Source organism: Sutterella wadsworthensis (assembly GCF_003315195.1).
Lineage (GTDB): Bacteria > Pseudomonadota > Gammaproteobacteria > Burkholderiales > Burkholderiaceae_F > Sutterella > Sutterella wadsworthensis.
Genome location: NZ_QNRV01000044.1, coordinates 1 through 16266, shown reverse-complemented (window position 1 = coordinate 16266; position 16266 = coordinate 1). Strand labels below are relative to the sequence as shown.

Sequence of the window (16266 nt, the reverse complement as noted above, 5' to 3'; positions counted from 1 at the left end):
GAAGCCGCTTTTTGGAGAATTTTCCATCTTTATGCTCTGCACATTATGGTTATAGAGCATGTTAACACAAAAACGAAAGCCCGTGGCCTATTTTTCAAATAAGATCACGGGCTTGATAAAGATATTGACGGAACTGCCCTTGTTTTAGTGAGCAGGCATCCCGTAGTTCAGGCAGATCCCAAGGATGGATACTGCGGTCTTTAAGTCTTCAGGATTTAGACAGAAATTAAATGTCTGAACGAAGTGCAACTTCGCGAGTCTTGGAAGAACTGATATTGCGTACTAGTCCGTCGAGTAATTCCGAAAGTTCTTTAATCAGGTTGGAGTTCGTCACTACCCCAACAAGTTTTCCTTCACTATCGATGATAGGCAGGCGGCGGATGCCAAATTCGCGCATACGAGCAAGGGCGGTCACCATGCCTTCAGATTCTGTAGCCGTAACGACCGGTGCGGTCATCAGATCGCGCACGGTGGTTTGGTCAACGTCAACGCCGCGGGCAACACCCTCAATCGTAATGTCTCGATCCGTGAGCATGCCGATGGGCTTGCCGTCCTGATCGACTACAACGAGGCTGCCGACGTGTTCGACGCGCATCTGTCGGGCGCTTTCCCGGATGCTTTTTTCAGGAGTGATAACGGCTACCTTATGGACGGCCATATCGATGACTTTGAGTGAGCGAGTTCTCATTTGTGCGTGTTTTGGTGGTTGGTTTCGTCGGTGATTTTAGCCGAGTATTTTCAGCGGACATCCCGGTCTGAAGCTCGAGTTTATTCATCTTCACTTTCGCCTGACGCCTCTGATCCAGGAGTACCGTATATCGGAGCGAAATTTGTGAAGTCGTAGATGCTTCGATCCAACAGATGCGATGGGGAGACGCGAGTAAGACTCATGAAGATGTTGTAAATGCGGCCGGGAAATTCTCGGTCCCAACGTTGCATTAATTCTTTGATCTCTTTGCGTTTCAAATTCTCTCCAGCGCCGCAGATGCCTTTAGCTGCGAGGGGATAGCCTCGAATCTTGGCCATCTTGGCAGTTTCTGCTTCACGCACATATGCAAGCGGGCGGATGACGACGCAGTCACCTCGATCATTCTTCAGCGCTGGTGGCATGGACTTCAAACGTCCACCATAAAAGAGATTGAGGAGCAGTGTGCTGACGATGTCGTCCATATGATGACCGAGCGCAATGCGGTTGCAGCCGGTTTCCCGGGCTACCCGGTATAGGATGCCGCGGCGCAGACGAGCACAGAGCGAGCATACATTTTTACCTTCCGGAATGAGTTTCTGGATAAGCGAGTTCGTGTCTTGATCCTCAATGTGAAAAGGTATCCCTGAATGTTCCAGATGCTTTTTCAAGGCTTCAAGTGGAAATTCCGGGATGTGCTGATGCACATTGACGGCCAAAAGATCAAAGTGTATTGGCGCACGTGCCTGCAGAATCTTTAACGTATCGAGCAGTACATAGCTGTCCTTGCCGCCGCTCATGGCTACCATGATCTTGTCACCTTCTCGAATCATGTCAAAGTCAGTGACGGCTTGACCGGTAAGGCGCACGATACGTTTTTCAAGCTTCTTTTGTGAAACGGATTTGCGGTTGCGTTCGTTGGGAGGTGTTTCACCCTGAGCAGCAAGTGCGCCAATGTCGGCAGCATCATCTGCAAAAGTAGCAGGCGCTTCAGGAATCAGAGGAATCACATCAGTCATGTTGAAAAAGCTTAGGTAAGAAGAGGAGACCCGCTGCGCCAGACTTCTACGCCGATCGCATCGGCATCGTCATAGGCTTCGGTTTTTTCGGAGGAAATGCGGATAAGCTCGACGCCGGGAAGATTCGACAGACGTTCTGCAATGCGGTCGACCAGTGTTTCCTGCAGATCGATGTGACCCCGAGAGGATTCCTCACGAAAGATTTCAACGGCAAGATCGTAGTTGAGAACATCTTCAAGGGCATCGCGTTGGCTTGAACTTGCGGAAAAGCGCACCCAAATGTCGGCGTTGAATACTACCGACTGAGAGGCGCTGCGTTCAGTTTCATAGGCGCCAATGCGGCAAGTGAGTCGTAAATTTTTTAGAAAGATCCTGCGGCAGGAAAAGCGCAGTGATTCAGGACTAGGAAGCGTCGACATGCTGGAAGAAACCCTGAAGATGTATCTGGGTTTCGCATTGTAGGCGAGCCTGCGTCCGATAAAATAATTCAACTATGCGTTGGGCTCTTGTTATCTTCATTATTCTGCTGCTTCTTATTACGGCAATGCCGTCATTGAAGCGCTTTGGTCTCGGGCGACTCCCCGGGGACATTCACTTTCGGATCCTAGGTCGCGAAATTGAGCTTCCCTTTATGAGTACGATTCTTTTGGCCGTCTTTGCACTCGTTCTTGGGAAGCTCCTTTTCTAACCTCACGCCTCAGCACGCCAAGCGTCTGCTGCCGCCTGTACGCGAGCAGTGAGTACTTTTTGTGCAATTTCTTTGGGGCTCGCTGCTGTCTGAGCTACTGCACCTGCATCCACGCTTGTCCAAGCCCGCATAGTCTGAGCAAGTTTTATTGTTTCAGCGCTGCCTTCAGGAGGTTGCAGTACAGCGTTTCTTAAAGCGAGAAGGAGTTTTGCGCGCTCAGGTTTACGCAGTGCATCAACTTGACGGAGGAATTCGATTGTGTCCTCAAACGTTGTGATATTCCGAAGTTTTTCTATTCCGCCGGTCGTTCCGCCCGTCAGGATTTGAGCAAATTCCTGCGCTTGAGCACTGGCTCGAATACGAGCAAGAAATTGCCGCCCTGGCGTTGGTGCCTTAAGATTCTTCGTTTCGCTTTCGATGCCGGACGCAAGAACGGCGAGCAGCAAGTCCACAGGGAAGTTTGCTAGACGGGCTCGATGCAGGCGGCCGCGAAGCTGTGCTGAGAGCCTTAGCTCAGGATAGAGACGTTGACAAAACCCGCATTCGGTAAGAATGTCAAGCATTCGACACGGAGTGGCAGTTCTCAACCCTTTAGTGAATTCTGCGAGCACTCGTTCTGGTACGAGGGCATCCGCTTCACCGGAGTCGACCATTCGGCGCATTAATGCCATCGTTTCAGGAGCGATGGAGAAAGACGGCAGGCGCGCAGCAAAGCGGGCGATGCGCAGGATACGAACGGGATCTTCAGCAAAGGCAGGGCTCACATGCCGCAGGATGCCGGCAGCGAGATCGTGCTGTCCCCCGAAGGGATCTATGATGAATCCGTCGGGAGCGAGCGCCATGGCGTTGATTGTTAAATCGCGTCGAGCAAGATCTTCTTCAAGCGTCACATCCGGCGACGCATGGAAGATAAAGCCGTGATAGCCCGGAGCGGTCTTGCGTTCAGTACGCGCCAATGCATATTCTTCGTGGCTTCGGGGATGGAGGAAGACAGGAAAGTCGCCGCCCACTGGCAGATAGCCACGCTTGATCATCGCTTCGGGAGTTTCGCCAATCACAACCCAGTCGCGATCGCCCTCGGGAAGTTTAAAACCTCGCTTTCGGAGCAGCATGTCGCGGACGTAACCGCCGACGGGAAAAATCTTCATTTTTCAACCCAAAATGATTATTTACGGGAGATCGGCTGCTTTGCTTCGTCCTGGCTCCACACGGCCGAGCAGTTTCGCAAAGCGTCCATCCAGCTCGCCAGTCAGCATTGCGTAGGTGTGCATATTGGCAAGAACATTTTTGACATACTCCCGTGTTTCAAAATAGGGAATTGTTTCGATGAAGGCTGCCGCTTCCATTGAGTTTCTGACAGCCGCACGCCAGATACGGGCTCGGTTTGGACCTGCGTTATAGGCAGCAGTAGCGAGCACGTAGCTTTCCTCCATATCGAGGTAGAGCATACGGAGATAGGCGGTGCCCAGAACAAGATTCATCTCGAGCTCGGTGAGGCTTTTTTGCTCGAATGAGTCGATGCCAAGGTGCCGTGCCATCCATTGGGCCGTAGCCGGCATGATCTGCATAAGGCCGCGAGCACCGACGGCAGAGCTGACTGCAGGAATGAAGCGTGATTCCTGACGAATCAAACCATAGACCCAGGCAGATGGCAGAGACTGTGCCTCACTCACAATCCGGATCAAAGCTGCATGAGGTCGCGGAAAGCGTTGTTCAATAACGACGGTCTGATCACCGCTTTTGAGGCTTGTGTTAATCATGCGGTGAATGAGCCGCGTCTGCCGAGCGTAGGCTGCCAGTGCAAGACTCTCCTGCGGAGTGATGCCGCGCATTGCCCAGTTCCATTCACGGTGTCCCTCGCGGTAAAGACTCATGCGATAGAGGCTGCGTGCACGTTGGATGGCGGTGTTTTCCGCCCACTTATCGATCTCGACCTGCCGCGGCATGGCTTTTGGAGGCTTAGAAAAACCGTAGGAACGGCCGAGTTCGTCGGCGGCAAGCTTTCCGTAGAAAGTTGTGCGATGTGCTATCGAAGTGAAGGCCGTTTGCGCATCGGTCTTAAGGCCGCGAGAGGCGAGTGCTCGTCCGCGCCAATAAGTCCAGACTTCTTCACGCTTTAATTCTGCAGGCATGGCGTCAATGACTTTGCTCAGACCGTACCAGCTGCCGTCGCGGATAAGCGCACGAGCATGCCAGGCGGCAAGTTGTTGGGCGTCTACTACGGCTAGAGGAAATTGCTGCAGCGCACTGCCAGCTTTGGCGTACCAGCTGCTGGCCTTGGGGTTGAGCTGGGTAGTGGCTGTGAAGCCAATGCGGGACCAAACAAGCGAACGCCAGAAGGCATTGGCCTTGGGATCAACTGCGGCTTGTGCAATGCGGGCGGCATCTGCCGGGCGGAGATGGGCAATGCGTACAGACGCAAAGACCGCGAGGCGTGCAGGAAGATTTCCAAGATTTTTTTGACGACGCAGCCATAAAGTAGGTTCGTCAATGATGGAACGGAGCTCCTTCATGGGGGCAGGCAGTTCCGGGCGCGGGAGCGTTTCAAGTACGCGCTTGGTTTCCGTCATCCGATTCTTCTGCAGGAGGATCATGACGCGAGTCCAAAGCCAAGTGCGATCTGCTTCGGCAATTCGGTCACCGAGCTTCATCAGTGCTGGATCGGTGACGGCTTTGGAGTCTCGATAAAGCACTTTAGCCTTAAGAAGTGCAGCGGCGATCTTTGACTGATTATTTTCGGCTTGAGCGCTTTCAAGGGTGTAGTAAGCCTGCCAAGCTTCGATTACAGGGTCAGTCTGATTCCAAACGAGTCCTTTGAAGAACAAATCAAAATCGGCAGCATTGAGTTTTTCTCCGCGTAGCTTCAAATACTGTGTACGGGCGTTTTCAGCCAGATATTCGCCTTCATGAAGATCAATGAAGCGACGAAAATCCTGATCAACTACAGGATCATCTGGGAATTTCTTCAATTTGAGAATGAGTGCCCAAAGAGCAGGGTAGCCGCTTAGCTCATGATGCTCAAAAAGCGGGAGCATTTCTTCGAGATCGTCAAGACGTCCCTGATCGAAGCAGAGTTTAGCTTCCAAAAATACATAGTCCAAAGGTTCCGGAGGCGGCGCCAGCAGGGCATCGTCCAAAGGATCCTTCACCGGAGCTGCAATAAGTTCGGCTGCTGCACGTCCAGCAGCATCGGCGGCTTCGCCTGCGGATGGAGCGTTCTCTTCAGGAATTAAAGATGGAGAAGCAACAGCATCAAGCGCAGCTTCAACGTTACGCATAAGTACTGCGGGATCTACAGAGCCTACGGAGGATTCTTCCTCCAAGGGGATGCCGTTTTCGGCATCTTGTGAGGCGCGCAGCGCCTGCAGTCGTTCATCGATAGAAATCGTGACCAGCCCATGGGGAATTAGCTGAATGCGTGGAGAAGCCGTCTGTTTGCGCTGCGCTGTTTCAAATGCTGCCGCTGCCTGTATAGCCTTGTCGGCTCCATCTCTCAAAGGCGTCCACGAGTGCTCATCCTCCGCAGCATGCAGGGCTGCAGCGAAACTCAGAGCTAGGCAAGGAAGAGCAAAGCGGCGCATGGATAGGTCCAGAAATAAGCGCAGAAAATGGAAGCTTCTAATATAGCGAAGCAACGAGAACGTACAGGAGGCATGATGACGAAAGTGGGCGACAAAAAGGCAGCGCGAAAGTTTTGCGGGGCATTGCGTCGTGCGGCTGATCCCAAGGCCTACGAAGGGCTGATGTATCAGTTGGCGGAAAAGCTTCGCCGCTTGCCCGGGAAGGTCCTGGGTGTTTATCAGCCGATCGCTAGTGAACCAGATCCAATGCCAGCTGTACGCTCATGGTTGTCTGAAGGGATGAACCGTACTTTGGCATTGCCGTGGTGTCTCGACTCGTCGGCGTCGGTGATGGTTTACCGTATTTGGCATCCGGGGGAGGCGCTTGTTCCAGATGCTGCTGGTATTCCTGCTGCAGCAGGACAGCAAGTGATTCCCGACATTCTTCTGGTGCCTTGCCTTGGGTGGTCGGCCAAGCATTTTCGATTGGGATATGGAGGCGGCTATTTTGATCGATATCTGGCGGCTCTCGCGAAAAATGGCATTCATCCTCAAGTTGTGGGGATTGCTTATGCTGCTTGCAAAGTGGACGATGCACTTTTTGACAGTCTTGACTTGCCAATGGACTTTGTTATTACGGAGTGCGGAGAGATGGAGTAAAGCGTCAAAAGATAAAACCCGCGGGTGTTTGGTAATACGCCCACGGGCCTTAATAAACTGAACTGGAAGGTTCAGACTCGATTAATAGCGATAGTTGTCTGGCTTGTAGGGGCCTTCCTTCTTCACGCCAATATAGGCAGCCTGCTCATCCGTGAGCTCGGAGAGGACTGCATTAAGGTTCGTGAGTTGCAGGCGGGCCACCTTTTCATCGAGATGCTTGGGCAGAATGTATACGCCTACTGGGTAGCAGTCATGGTGAGCGAAGAGCTCGATCTGAGCAAGGGTTTGATTGGCAAATGACGAGCTCATCACATAGGAGGGGTGACCAGTGGCGCAGCCAAGATTCACCAGACGGCCTTCAGCAAGAAGAATGATGCGGTTGCCTGAGGGCAGCGTGATGTGATCAACCTGCGGTTTGATGTTTTCCCATGGATACTGACGCATGGAAGCAACATCAATTTCGCTGTCGAAGTGGCCGATGTTACAAACGATCGCCTCGTTTTTCATAGCGATCATATGTTCATGCGTAATCACTCGAACATTGCCCGTACAGGTAACAAAAATGTCGGCTTTATCCTTGGCGAAGTCCATCGTTACGACGCGATAGCCTTCCATTGCGGCCTGCAGAGCGCAGATTGGATCGATTTCGACGACCCAGACTTGAGCCGCAAGAGCACGAAGCGCTTGGGCACAGCCTTTGCCTACATCGCCGTAGCCAACGACAACGGCGACCTTGCCGGCGACCATCACGTCGGTGGCGCGTTTGATGCCGTCAACCAGGGATTCGCGGCAGCCGTAAAGGTTGTCGAACTTTGACTTGGTGACGGAGTCGTTCACGTTGATGGCGGGAATCTTCAGTTCTCCGCGTTCGTGCATTTGGTAAAGGCGGTGTACACCGGTGGTTGTTTCTTCCGAGACGCCGAGAATTTTTTCGAGGCGCTTGGAGTACCAATGCGGATCACTGTCAAGATGTTTGGCGATGGCCGCAAAGAGGGCGTGTTCTTCGTCATTCGTCGGATTGGCAATGACATTGCGGTCAGATTCTGCGCGAGAGCCGAGATGCAAAAGGAGCGTTGCATCGCCGCCGTCGTCGAGGATCATGTTGGAAAAACCGCCATCTGGCCACTCAAAAATGCGGTGTGTGAATTCCCAGTATTCCTCAATGGTTTCGCCTTTTTTGGCGAAGACGGAGACGCCATCTTTCACGATTGCTGCAGCGGCGTGGTCCTGGGTCGAGAAGATGTTGCAGCTCGCCCAGCGAACTTCGGCGCCCAATGCCGTCAGGGTTTCAATAAGAACCGCCGTTTGAATGGTCATGTGCAGCGATCCGGAGATACGTGCGCCTTTTAAGGGTTGTGCGGAAGCGTATTCGTGACGGATGGCCATCAGGCCAGGCATTTCGACTTCAGCGATCTGAATTTCCTTGCGGCCCCAATCGGCAAGATTAAGGTCGGCGATGACGTAGCTGTTCGCGTCCATTTGTTTATGCTCTTCAGAATTGAAAAGGTCCGAGCGCCGTTGCAGGAAAAGTCCGTCAGCTCGAGCCTGGCGCAGTGAAACGTGGTCTCACGGCGTCGCAGCGCTCCTCGGGCGGCGGGCAGAAATGAAGAAGGCGGCATTATAGCCGCCTTACAGGTGATTTCTAAAGAATTTATTTAGTCTTCATCTTCGCGGAAAGCTGCTAAGGCTGTTTCCACCATTTCTTTCGTAATCCCGCCGCCAAGCGTCACAGGAGCCTCGTCAAAAGCTGCTGCTCCCTCTTTCTTAAGACGACTGACCCACGAGCCAGCATCGCGGCCGGACGCAAAGGCGTCAGAAATAAAGAGTTCAGTGCCATCGACGGCAACAAGTTTGAAGCGGAAGCTGCCGTCTTGCTCGCGGTACTGCTTGAATACGGGGAGTGCCTTCTTTGCGTTTTTTGCCTTTTCAGCGGCTGCTTCAGGTGCCGCAAAAGCTTTTAGACCCACAGCAAGCTTCAATTCGTGCATGAACGGAGCAGAGAGCGCACGAGCCTTTTGTGCGCCGGCTTGTAAGATGTCCTCCAGTACGTTCGGATGGGTCATAAGCTCATCGTAGCGGCTGCGCATGGGGCCGATTTCAGCGTCAATTTTATCGGCGAGCTGCTTTTTGGCTTCGCCCCAGCCAAGACCGTCTTTAAGTGCTTCACGGAAGGCTATTTGTTCGGAAGGCGTAGCAAAGGCGTTATAGATTACCGTAAGGGAGGAGCTATCCGGATCCTTCGGCTCCCCGGGCAGCCGGCTGTCCGTGACGATGCGTGCAATGGCTGCATCCAGCGCGGCACGGCCACCCTCAAAAAGCGGAATCACATTGTTGTAGGACTTGCTCATCTTTCGTCCGTCGAGCCCTGGCAGAACCTCAAGGGCGGAGCCGCCGGTGGCCTGCGGCATGACGAAAAAGGGTTTGTCGGGCGAACAGTAGAGGTTGTTGAAGCGGCTGGCAGCATCACGAGCCATTTCCAGATGTTGGAGTTGATCGTGACCGACGGGGACCTCATCGGCATTGAACATCAAAATGTCAGCCGCCATCAGTACGGGGTAGGAAAAGAGGCCCATCGAGACGTCAGCGTCCGGGTCGCGACCGGCAGCCGTAGCGGCATCGACCGCAGCCTTATAGGCGTGTGCGCGGTTGAGTAGCCCTTTGCTCATGACACAGTCAAACATCCAGCAAAGAAGCGGAATCTCTGGAATGTCGCTTTGACGATAGAAGGTGACGTGATCGGGATCTAGCCCTGCAGCTAGCCAGGTTGCGGCGATTTGCATGCGGCTGCGTTCAATGCGGGTAGGGTCCTGACACTTGATCAAGGCGTGAAGATCGGCCAGGAAGAAGAAACTCTCTACATCCGGGTTGCGGCTGTCTTGAATCGCAGGGCGGATGGCGCCGACGTAATTGCCAATGTGCAGAGTGCCGGTTGTATTAATACCGGTGAGGACGCGTTTTTTTCTCGTCATTTTCTTTTGAGAGCCGTTCAAAACTGATGAATGGGAGGAGGTTCCACTGCGGAGCCGATGCTCGTTGCATGATACCGCCCGGAAAAAGCGAAGGGCGGCAGTCGAAGTGCTGACTTCGGCTGCCGCCCTTTTAGTCGGATATAGCGAGATTAGGAAAGACCCGCTTCAGCACGCAGGATAGCGGCTTTGTCGGTGCGCTCCCAAGTGAAGTTCGGCTCTTCGCGGCCAAAGTGGCCGTAAGCTGCGGTCTTCGAATAGATCGGACGGCGCAGGTCGAGCATCTTGATAATGCCGCGAGGACGCAGATCAAAGTTGCGGCGAACAAGCTCGGCGATCTTTTCGTCGGAAATGACGCCGGTGCCGTTGGTAATGATCGTAATGTTCATCGGTTCCGCAACACCGATGGCATAGGCCACCTGCACGAGGCAAGTCTTGGCAAGCCCCGCGGCTACAACATTCTTCGCGACGTAACGGCAGGCATAAGCAGCGGAGCGGTCGACTTTCGTCGGATCCTTGCCGGAGAAGGCCCCGCCGCCGTGCGGGCAGTAGCCGCCGTAGGTATCAACGATAATCTTGCGGCCTGTAAGACCGCAGTCGCCCTGCGGGCCGCCAACTACGAATCGACCGGTTGGATTGATGAGGAACTTCGTGCCTTCCAGCCAATCTTTAGGCATCACCGGGCGAATGATTTCTTCGATGATGGCTTCCGTAAATTCGGGTTTCATGCGGGTGCCGTCGGACATTTCCGGGGCATGCTGAGAGCTGATAACGATCGTGTCAGCACTGACGGGTTTGCCGTCGCGGTAGCGCAGCGTTACCTGACTCTTAGCGTCGGGCCGAAGGAACGGCAGCGTGCCGTTCTTACGCACGATGCTCTGACGTTCCATCAGGCGGTGTGCGTAGTAAATCGGAGCGGGCATCAGCGTGGGCGTTTCTGTGCAGGCATAGCCGAACATCAGACCTTGGTCGCCGGCGCCGAGATTGAGCTCGTCATCCATAGCGTGATCAACGCCTTGGGCAATGTCTTGAGACTGCTTGTCGTAACCGACGAGAACTGAACAGCCGCGATGATCGATGCCGTATTCGGTATTGTCGTAGCCGATGCGCTTAAGGACATCACGGGTAAGGCCGATGTAGTCGACATTAGCACCCGTGGTGATTTCGCCAGCCAGTACCACAAGACCTGTCGTGCAGAGGGTTTCTGCTGCAACACGGCTCATAGGATCGCCAGCGATGCAAGCGTCAAGAACGGCATCCGAGATCTGGTCGGCAACCTTGTCGGGATGCCCTTCGCTCACAGATTCGGAGGTAAAGAGAAATTCACTGCTCATGAACCTTAGACTCCAAAGAAAAATGGAAGCGCTCTGCGCATTGGTCTTGGTTCCAAGCGTGAGACGCTTTAGCGGAATTTGGATAGCGTCCCGCAAGTTGTCATTAACTCGGCGCTTATATCGGAGGACGCAATGATACAGCGGCAAGCGTGAACTAGAACTTAAATGGCCCTCCTTATTGGGTTGTCCGTAAAGATTTTGTACGGTTGATGCCCTGTCGCCGTTAAAATTGCATGTTTCAGCGTGTTTTCGACGCTGAGGGATTGAATAACCGCAGGAGCACGTTACCGGATGCACTGGCTGCTTTCGCTTGTCGCCAAACTTCCGCTTGGATTTCTTCAGGGCTTCGGCGCCTGCATCGGAGAACTGGTCTTTTGGCTTTCTCCGGGTTATCGCCGCCGAACGCGCGACAATCTTCGCCATGCGGGTTACAACGAGGCGAAGTTTTTTACTAAGGTGGGCCGCAATGCTGGCCGTCAGTCAATGGAAAGTATTTGGGTGTGGTATCGCCCGGCCAAGACAGTGCTTTCCAGAGTAAAAATCTCTCCTCAGGCTGAGCACATCATTGGCAGCGCAATGACAAGCGGTCGGCCGATTGTGTTTTTGACCCCGCATGTCGGATGCTTTGAGATCCTTCCGGTTTGGCTTGCCGGCACACATTATGAGAAAACCGGTCGCCGAATCACCATTCTTTATCGCCCGCCGCGCAAGGAGATCCTGCGTGCAGTTGTAGGCGAGGCGCGTCAAGCTCCGGGAATTGAAGCGGTGCCGACAAACTTGGCTGGCGTCAAGCATGTGATACGAAGTCTGCGCAATGGGAATACCTTTGGAGCATTGCCCGATCAGGTACCCTCGAACGGTGAGGGTGTTTGGGCAGACTTCTTTGGCCGCCCAGCTTATACGATGACACTTCCCGTACGCGTTGCCAAACAGTTCAATGCTGTACGGATCTTTGCGTGGGGTGTGCGGGAAAAGAACGGATGGCGCATTGAAGCCGAAGAGTGGGATTCGAAGCTAACTGGGGATATGGCCAGGGATGTGGAGGATATGAATCGAATGATTGAAGGCATCATTCGCCGCATGCCTGAACAGTATGCCTGGAGCTACAACCGCTATAAGCGCCCGCAAGGCGCACCGCCGCCGGATGCGCCGAGGTCTAAAGGAAACCAGAAGTGAGTTCGCTGAATCTACTTTTGTCGCGCGGATGGGTGCAGCTCGTTAAATCCTTCCGTTATCTTTCAATGCCGATGCGTTGGCGGTTGGCTCGCGTTGCAGCCGCAGTGCTGTGGTTTGCTGTACCAAAGCGCCGGCACGTTATCCTGCGCAATCTGGAGCTCTGCTTTCCAGAACTTTCGAGAACCGAACGGGAATCGCTCGCTAAACGTGTTTATGTACGTTTGGCGCGTGCAGCAATTGACCATGGCACCTTGTGGTGCGGTTCGGCTGAGGATGTGCGCAGCTTGGTGCACTTTCATGGGATTGAGCATTTGCTTAATCCGGAAAATCGACCGGTGATTGTCGTTTCGCCGCACTTTGCTGGTCTTGATGCAGCTGGGATTGCTCTCAACACTTATGTAAGGGGTGTTTCGCTCTATCAGACCCAAAGCAATCCTGTTTGGGACGAGGCGCTGTTAAAGGGACGATTGCGCTTTAGCAATCCTGTTCTTATTGCTAAATCGGGAGACAGCGATCTGCGCCGCGTAATGCGTGAAATGAAAACAGGCTTGCCGTTCTACTATCTTCCCGATATGGATCACGGTCGGCGCAACTCCATTTTCGTACCGTTCTTCGGTGTCGAAGCGGCAACGCTTCCGATGGTGTCGCGGTTGGCACGCGTTATGCAGGCCAAGGTTCTCTGGTGCATTGCTACGATGACAGAAACAGGGTACCAAGTAGAGATCTCTGAGGCGTGGGAGAATTTTCCGACAAACGATCCTCAAGCGGATACTTGTCGGCTCAATGCTGAGCTTGAAACCTTCATTCGGCAGCAGCCAGATCAGTATCTCTGGGTTCACAGGCGCTTCAAAACACGCCCAGAGGGCGAGCACTCACTTTATTAAGTTTCACTGAATGTCAATGAAATTAGAATTTACGAAAATGCAAGGGGCGGGGAACGACTTTGTTGTTCTCGATGGCATCCGCCAATCCATCAACCCGACGCCGGAGTTGATTCGCGCTTTGGCTGACCGTCGCTTTGGCATCGGTGCTGATCAGGTGTTGCTGCTGGAAGCGGCCAAACATGAGGGCGAGCCGCTTCGCTATCGGATCTTCAATAACACGGGTGGTGAGGTGGAACAGTGCGGCAATGGTGCTCGCTGTATCGGCCGTTTTGCCCTTGAAGCAGGCTATGCGGCTGGTGATCGTGTGGACTTTGAGACCATGAAAGGGCGCATCTGCGTTCGGGCGGAACCCGACGGGCGCATGGTGGTCGATATGGGGGTGCCGAGACTCCTGCCAGCGCAAGTTCCCTTTGTGCCTGAAGCAGATTCGGAGATGTCTAAACGTTGTGAGCATTCTGCTGATGTTTGGACTATTTTTTGTCCGCCGCTCGGCCGTGATATTGAGTTTACGGCTGTCGGCATGGGGAATCCTCACGCGACAATTTTTGTAGATAACGTCGAAAGTTTCCCGGTGGAACCGGTTGCACGGTTTCTGCAGACTTCGGCAGTCTTTCCCGAAGATGTGAATGTCGGCTTTGTGGAACGCATCGACAGCCGGACAGCCAAGATCCGTGTCTATGAACGCGGCGCTGGAGAGACGTTGGCCTGCGGTACGGGAACAAGCGCCGCGATGGCCTCGGGATGTTTGCGCGGGTTTTTTGACGATCGAGTCGAATTTGCAGCTCGTGGCGGCCGCATTGCCTGTGCTTGGCGCGGACCGGCGACTTCGCTTTATCTGATTGGTCCTGCTGAAGTGGTGTTCGTCGGCACCATTTCGCTGGATATTTAATTTTTTTCGTAATTTGAAAAAGTATGGATGAATTGATTTTAAAAAAGGGCAAGGAGAAGTCTCTCTTGCGTCGCCACCCATGGGTTTATGACACGGCAGTCGAACGCGCTGCTGGCAACCCCAAGGCTGGCGATACAGTGAAAGTGGTTGCCAAGGATGGTCGATTTCTGGCTTGGGCATCCTATTCACCGGCATCGACGCTGCGTGCGCGTTGCTGGTCTTTCCGTGAAGATGAGGTGATCGACGACATCTGGTTCGAGAAGAAGATTCGTGAAGCGGTTGCCGCGCGTGATGGCCTTTTAGAGCGGACGAATGCACGGCGTATTTTGTTTGGCGAAGCGGACGGACTTCCCGGCCTTATCGTTGATCAGTACGGCGACTGGCTGGTTACGCAATTTCAGGCTGCAGGCGTTGAGGCGCATCGCGAGCTGATCGGCCGTCTTTTGCTGGAAGTGACAGGTGCCCGTGGTGTTTATGACCGTTCAGATGCAGCTACTCGCAGGCGTGAGGGTCTGGAAGTGCGCTCTGAAGTGCTCGTTGGTGAAACGGCGCCAGACGTCATTGAGATCGTTGAAGATGGCGTGAAGTATGGGGTTGATGTCCGGGTAGGGCATAAGACGGGGTTTTATATCGATCAGCGTGAAAGCCGTCTTTCAGCACAGCGTGCTGCGGAAGAATTCCGTCGTCGTCATGGTCGCGGACTGAGGGCGCTGAACTGCTTTTGTTATACGGGCGGATTTTCACTGGCGCTTTTAAAGGGTGGTGCAGAAGAAGTTGTTTCCGTCGATTCGTCGGAAGAGGCTCTTGCGATGGCGCGTGCCAATGCTGAAAGGAACGGTTTTACCAACCGAGCCGAATGGCTTTGTGAGGATGTTTTTACGTGTCTGCGCCGTCTGCGTGGCGCCGGAGAGAAGTTTGATCTTGTCATTCTGGATCCTCCTAAGTTCGCCTCAAGCCACTATCATGTCGATCGCGCTGCACGTGCCTACAAGGACATCAATCTCAACGGACTGAAGCTCCTTGGGCCGGGCGGTGAACTCTTTACCTTCTCGTGCTCGGGCGCAATCGACGTTGATCTCTTTCAGAAGATTGTCGCCGGTGCCGTCATTGATTCCGGTGTGACCGCCTGGGCTACGGGCCGCTTTGGGGCGGGAGAAGATCATCCATTGCTGATGACCTGTCCTGAAGGCGAATATCTCAAAGGGCTGCGGCTTGCCGTAAGACCCTGATCGGGAGGATTTTGGAAATGAACGTTGAAGAACCGCAGGAACCGGAGATTCCGGTAACCATCCTCACGGGGTTCCTTGGTGCCGGCAAAACTACGTTGCTTAACCGTATCCTGAAGGAAAATCACAATCATAAGATTGCGATTATTGAAAATGAGTTCGGAACGGAGAACGTGGACAATGATCTTCTGGTTACGGAAAATAACGAGCAGATTGTTTCCATGAACAATGGCTGCGTCTGTTGCACCATCCGCGGCGATCTTTCGCGCATCTTGACCAAACTGCGGCTGCAGCGTGATAAAGGAGAAATTGATTTCGACTATATCGTGCTTGAAACATCGGGGGTTGCGAATCCAGGTCCCGTTGCGCAGACTTTCTTCATGGACGATGCGATTGCGCCGTTCTTCCGCCTCGATGGTGTCGTGACGGTGGTCGATGCTAAGTACGGACCGAAGACGCTTGACGATGAAGCTGCTGCTCGTGATCAGGTGGGCTTTGCTGACCGCATTCTGGTTTCGAAGTGCGATCTCGTCACGCCTGAGGAACTCGCAGAGCTTGAAGCTCGGCTGCGCAGCATGAATGCTCGGGCTCCGATTCGCCGTGTAGATATGGGCAACTGCCCCGTTGATGTCGTGCTGGACATCGCGGGTTTTAACATGAACGATGTGCTTGATGTTGATCCCAATTTCTTCGTGAATGATCATCATCTTCATCATCATAATGATGACATCCACACGTTTGTCTACGAAACGGAAACGCCTTTTGATCCGCAGAAGCTTGATCGCTATATCGGTTCGCTCACGGCTGTTTATGGACAGGATATGCTTCGCTACAAGGGCATTCTCTACTTTGCAGGCGTCGACCGCCGAGTAGTGTTCCAGGGTGTGCATATGCTGGCCGTGTCGGACGTGATGGGGCCGTGGGGCGATGTGAAGCCGTTTTCGAAGCTGGTCTTTATCGGACGAAACCTGCCCGAAGAGGCTATTGCGCGCGGGCTTGATACTTGCCTGGCCAAGGCATAAGTCAGGAGGATGAGGCCTTAAGGCGCTGATTCAGAGCTTTGTAGGTCAAGTCCGGCATGTAGCCCAAACTCCCGGGGATGCACCTAGTCCCGGAACACCCGCGGGGGCAAGGGTAAACCTAACAGGGTAAAGAGATCTCGGATTTTTTTCGGGATCT

General features: G+C 53.6%; 15 protein-coding genes and 1 riboswitch. Of the genes, 7 read left to right on the top strand and 8 right to left on the bottom strand.

Features of this window, described 5'->3' with window-relative positions; translation table 11 throughout:
* Nucleotides 1–226: 226 nt before the first annotated feature.
* From DES29_RS11565 to DES29_RS11555, 3 genes are all read right to left on the bottom strand, one after another.
* Complete coding sequence (locus DES29_RS11565) at nt 227–688, bottom strand: CBS domain-containing protein (protein ID WP_016475256.1); 462 nt, start codon at nt 686–688, stop codon at nt 227–229.
* A gap of 80 nt (nt 689–768) precedes the next feature.
* On the bottom strand, nt 769–1704 hold the full coding sequence (gene ttcA / locus DES29_RS11560; RefSeq protein WP_016475255.1) for a tRNA 2-thiocytidine(32) synthetase TtcA: 936 nt from the start codon (nt 1702–1704) through the stop codon (nt 769–771).
* A gap of 11 nt (nt 1705–1715) precedes the next feature.
* Nucleotides 1716–2123 carry a dihydroneopterin aldolase gene (locus DES29_RS11555; protein ID WP_005429291.1) on the bottom strand — a complete coding sequence of 136 codons (408 nt, stop codon included), beginning with the start codon at nt 2121–2123 and terminating at the stop codon, nt 1716–1718.
* A 74-nt stretch (nt 2124–2197) separates the two neighbouring features.
* On the opposite strand from DES29_RS11555, the gene DES29_RS11550 reads away from it, so the two are divergent.
* Nucleotides 2198–2392: a DUF2905 domain-containing protein gene (locus DES29_RS11550; RefSeq protein ID WP_016475254.1), complete on the top strand. Its 195-nt coding sequence runs from the start codon at nt 2198–2200 to the stop codon at nt 2390–2392.
* A gap of 2 nt (nt 2393–2394) precedes the next feature.
* Here DES29_RS11550 and DES29_RS11545 read toward each other — a convergent pair whose 3' ends face one another.
* The gene (locus DES29_RS11545) at nt 2395–3540 is read right to left on the bottom strand and encodes a tRNA nucleotidyltransferase/poly(A) polymerase-related protein (RefSeq protein WP_016475253.1); all 1146 of its coding nucleotides are present in this window, start codon (nt 3538–3540) and stop codon (nt 2395–2397) included.
* A 21-nt stretch (nt 3541–3561) separates the two neighbouring features.
* Nucleotides 3562–5973: a lytic transglycosylase domain-containing protein gene (locus tag DES29_RS11540; RefSeq protein ID WP_021994696.1), complete on the bottom strand. Its 2412-nt coding sequence runs from the start codon at nt 5971–5973 to the stop codon at nt 3562–3564.
* 72 nt (nt 5974–6045) lie between these two features.
* Here DES29_RS11540 and DES29_RS11535 point away from each other — a divergent pair, with 72 nt between their 5' ends.
* Nucleotides 6046–6612, top strand: a complete 567-nt coding sequence (locus DES29_RS11535; RefSeq protein ID WP_231293661.1) for a 5-formyltetrahydrofolate cyclo-ligase — start codon at nt 6046–6048, stop codon at nt 6610–6612.
* Between the two features lie 81 nt (nt 6613–6693).
* Here the strand turns inward: DES29_RS11535 and ahcY are convergent, their stop codons facing one another.
* The 3 genes from ahcY to metK all read right to left on the bottom strand — a co-directional run bounded on the left by ahcY (nt 6694) and on the right by metK (nt 10912).
* Nucleotides 6694–8091 carry an adenosylhomocysteinase gene (ahcY, locus tag DES29_RS11530; RefSeq protein WP_005429297.1) on the bottom strand — a complete coding sequence of 466 codons (1398 nt, stop codon included), beginning with the start codon at nt 8089–8091 and terminating at the stop codon, nt 6694–6696.
* A gap of 24 nt (nt 8092–8115) precedes the next feature.
* Nucleotides 8116–8206, bottom strand: a riboswitch (S-adenosyl-L-homocysteine riboswitch).
* Between the two features lie 61 nt (nt 8207–8267).
* On the bottom strand, nt 8268–9581 hold the full coding sequence (locus DES29_RS11525) for a tryptophan--tRNA ligase (RefSeq protein ID WP_005429298.1): 1314 nt from the start codon (nt 9579–9581) through the stop codon (nt 8268–8270).
* A 149-nt stretch (nt 9582–9730) separates the two neighbouring features.
* Nucleotides 9731–10912 carry a methionine adenosyltransferase gene (gene metK / locus DES29_RS11520; RefSeq protein ID WP_021994694.1) on the bottom strand — a complete coding sequence of 394 codons (1182 nt, stop codon included), beginning with the start codon at nt 10910–10912 and terminating at the stop codon, nt 9731–9733.
* A gap of 291 nt (nt 10913–11203) precedes the next feature.
* On the opposite strand from metK, the gene DES29_RS11515 reads away from it, so the two are divergent.
* The 5 genes from DES29_RS11515 to DES29_RS11495 are packed head-to-tail and all read left to right on the top strand — an operon-like array spanning nt 11204 to nt 16109.
* Nucleotides 11204–12088 (top strand): lysophospholipid acyltransferase family protein, encoded by an 885-nt coding sequence (locus DES29_RS11515; protein WP_016475248.1) that lies wholly within the window; start codon nt 11204–11206, stop codon nt 12086–12088.
* Nucleotides 12085–12972, top strand: a complete 888-nt coding sequence (locus tag DES29_RS11510; RefSeq protein WP_016475247.1) for a lysophospholipid acyltransferase family protein — start codon at nt 12085–12087, stop codon at nt 12970–12972. The genes DES29_RS11515 and DES29_RS11510 overlap by 4 nt, the downstream gene beginning before the upstream one ends.
* Nucleotides 12973–12988: 16 nt before the next feature.
* Nucleotides 12989–13861: a diaminopimelate epimerase gene (gene dapF / locus DES29_RS11505; RefSeq protein ID WP_016475246.1), complete on the top strand. Its 873-nt coding sequence runs from the start codon at nt 12989–12991 to the stop codon at nt 13859–13861.
* Nucleotides 13862–13884: 23 nt separating this feature from the next.
* Complete coding sequence (locus DES29_RS11500; protein ID WP_016475245.1) at nt 13885–15090, top strand: class I SAM-dependent rRNA methyltransferase; 1206 nt, start codon at nt 13885–13887, stop codon at nt 15088–15090.
* A 17-nt stretch (nt 15091–15107) separates the two neighbouring features.
* Entirely contained in the window at nt 15108–16109 is a 1002-nt protein-coding gene (locus DES29_RS11495) for a CobW family GTP-binding protein (protein WP_016475244.1), read from the top strand.
* Nucleotides 16110–16266 lie beyond the last annotated feature (157 nt).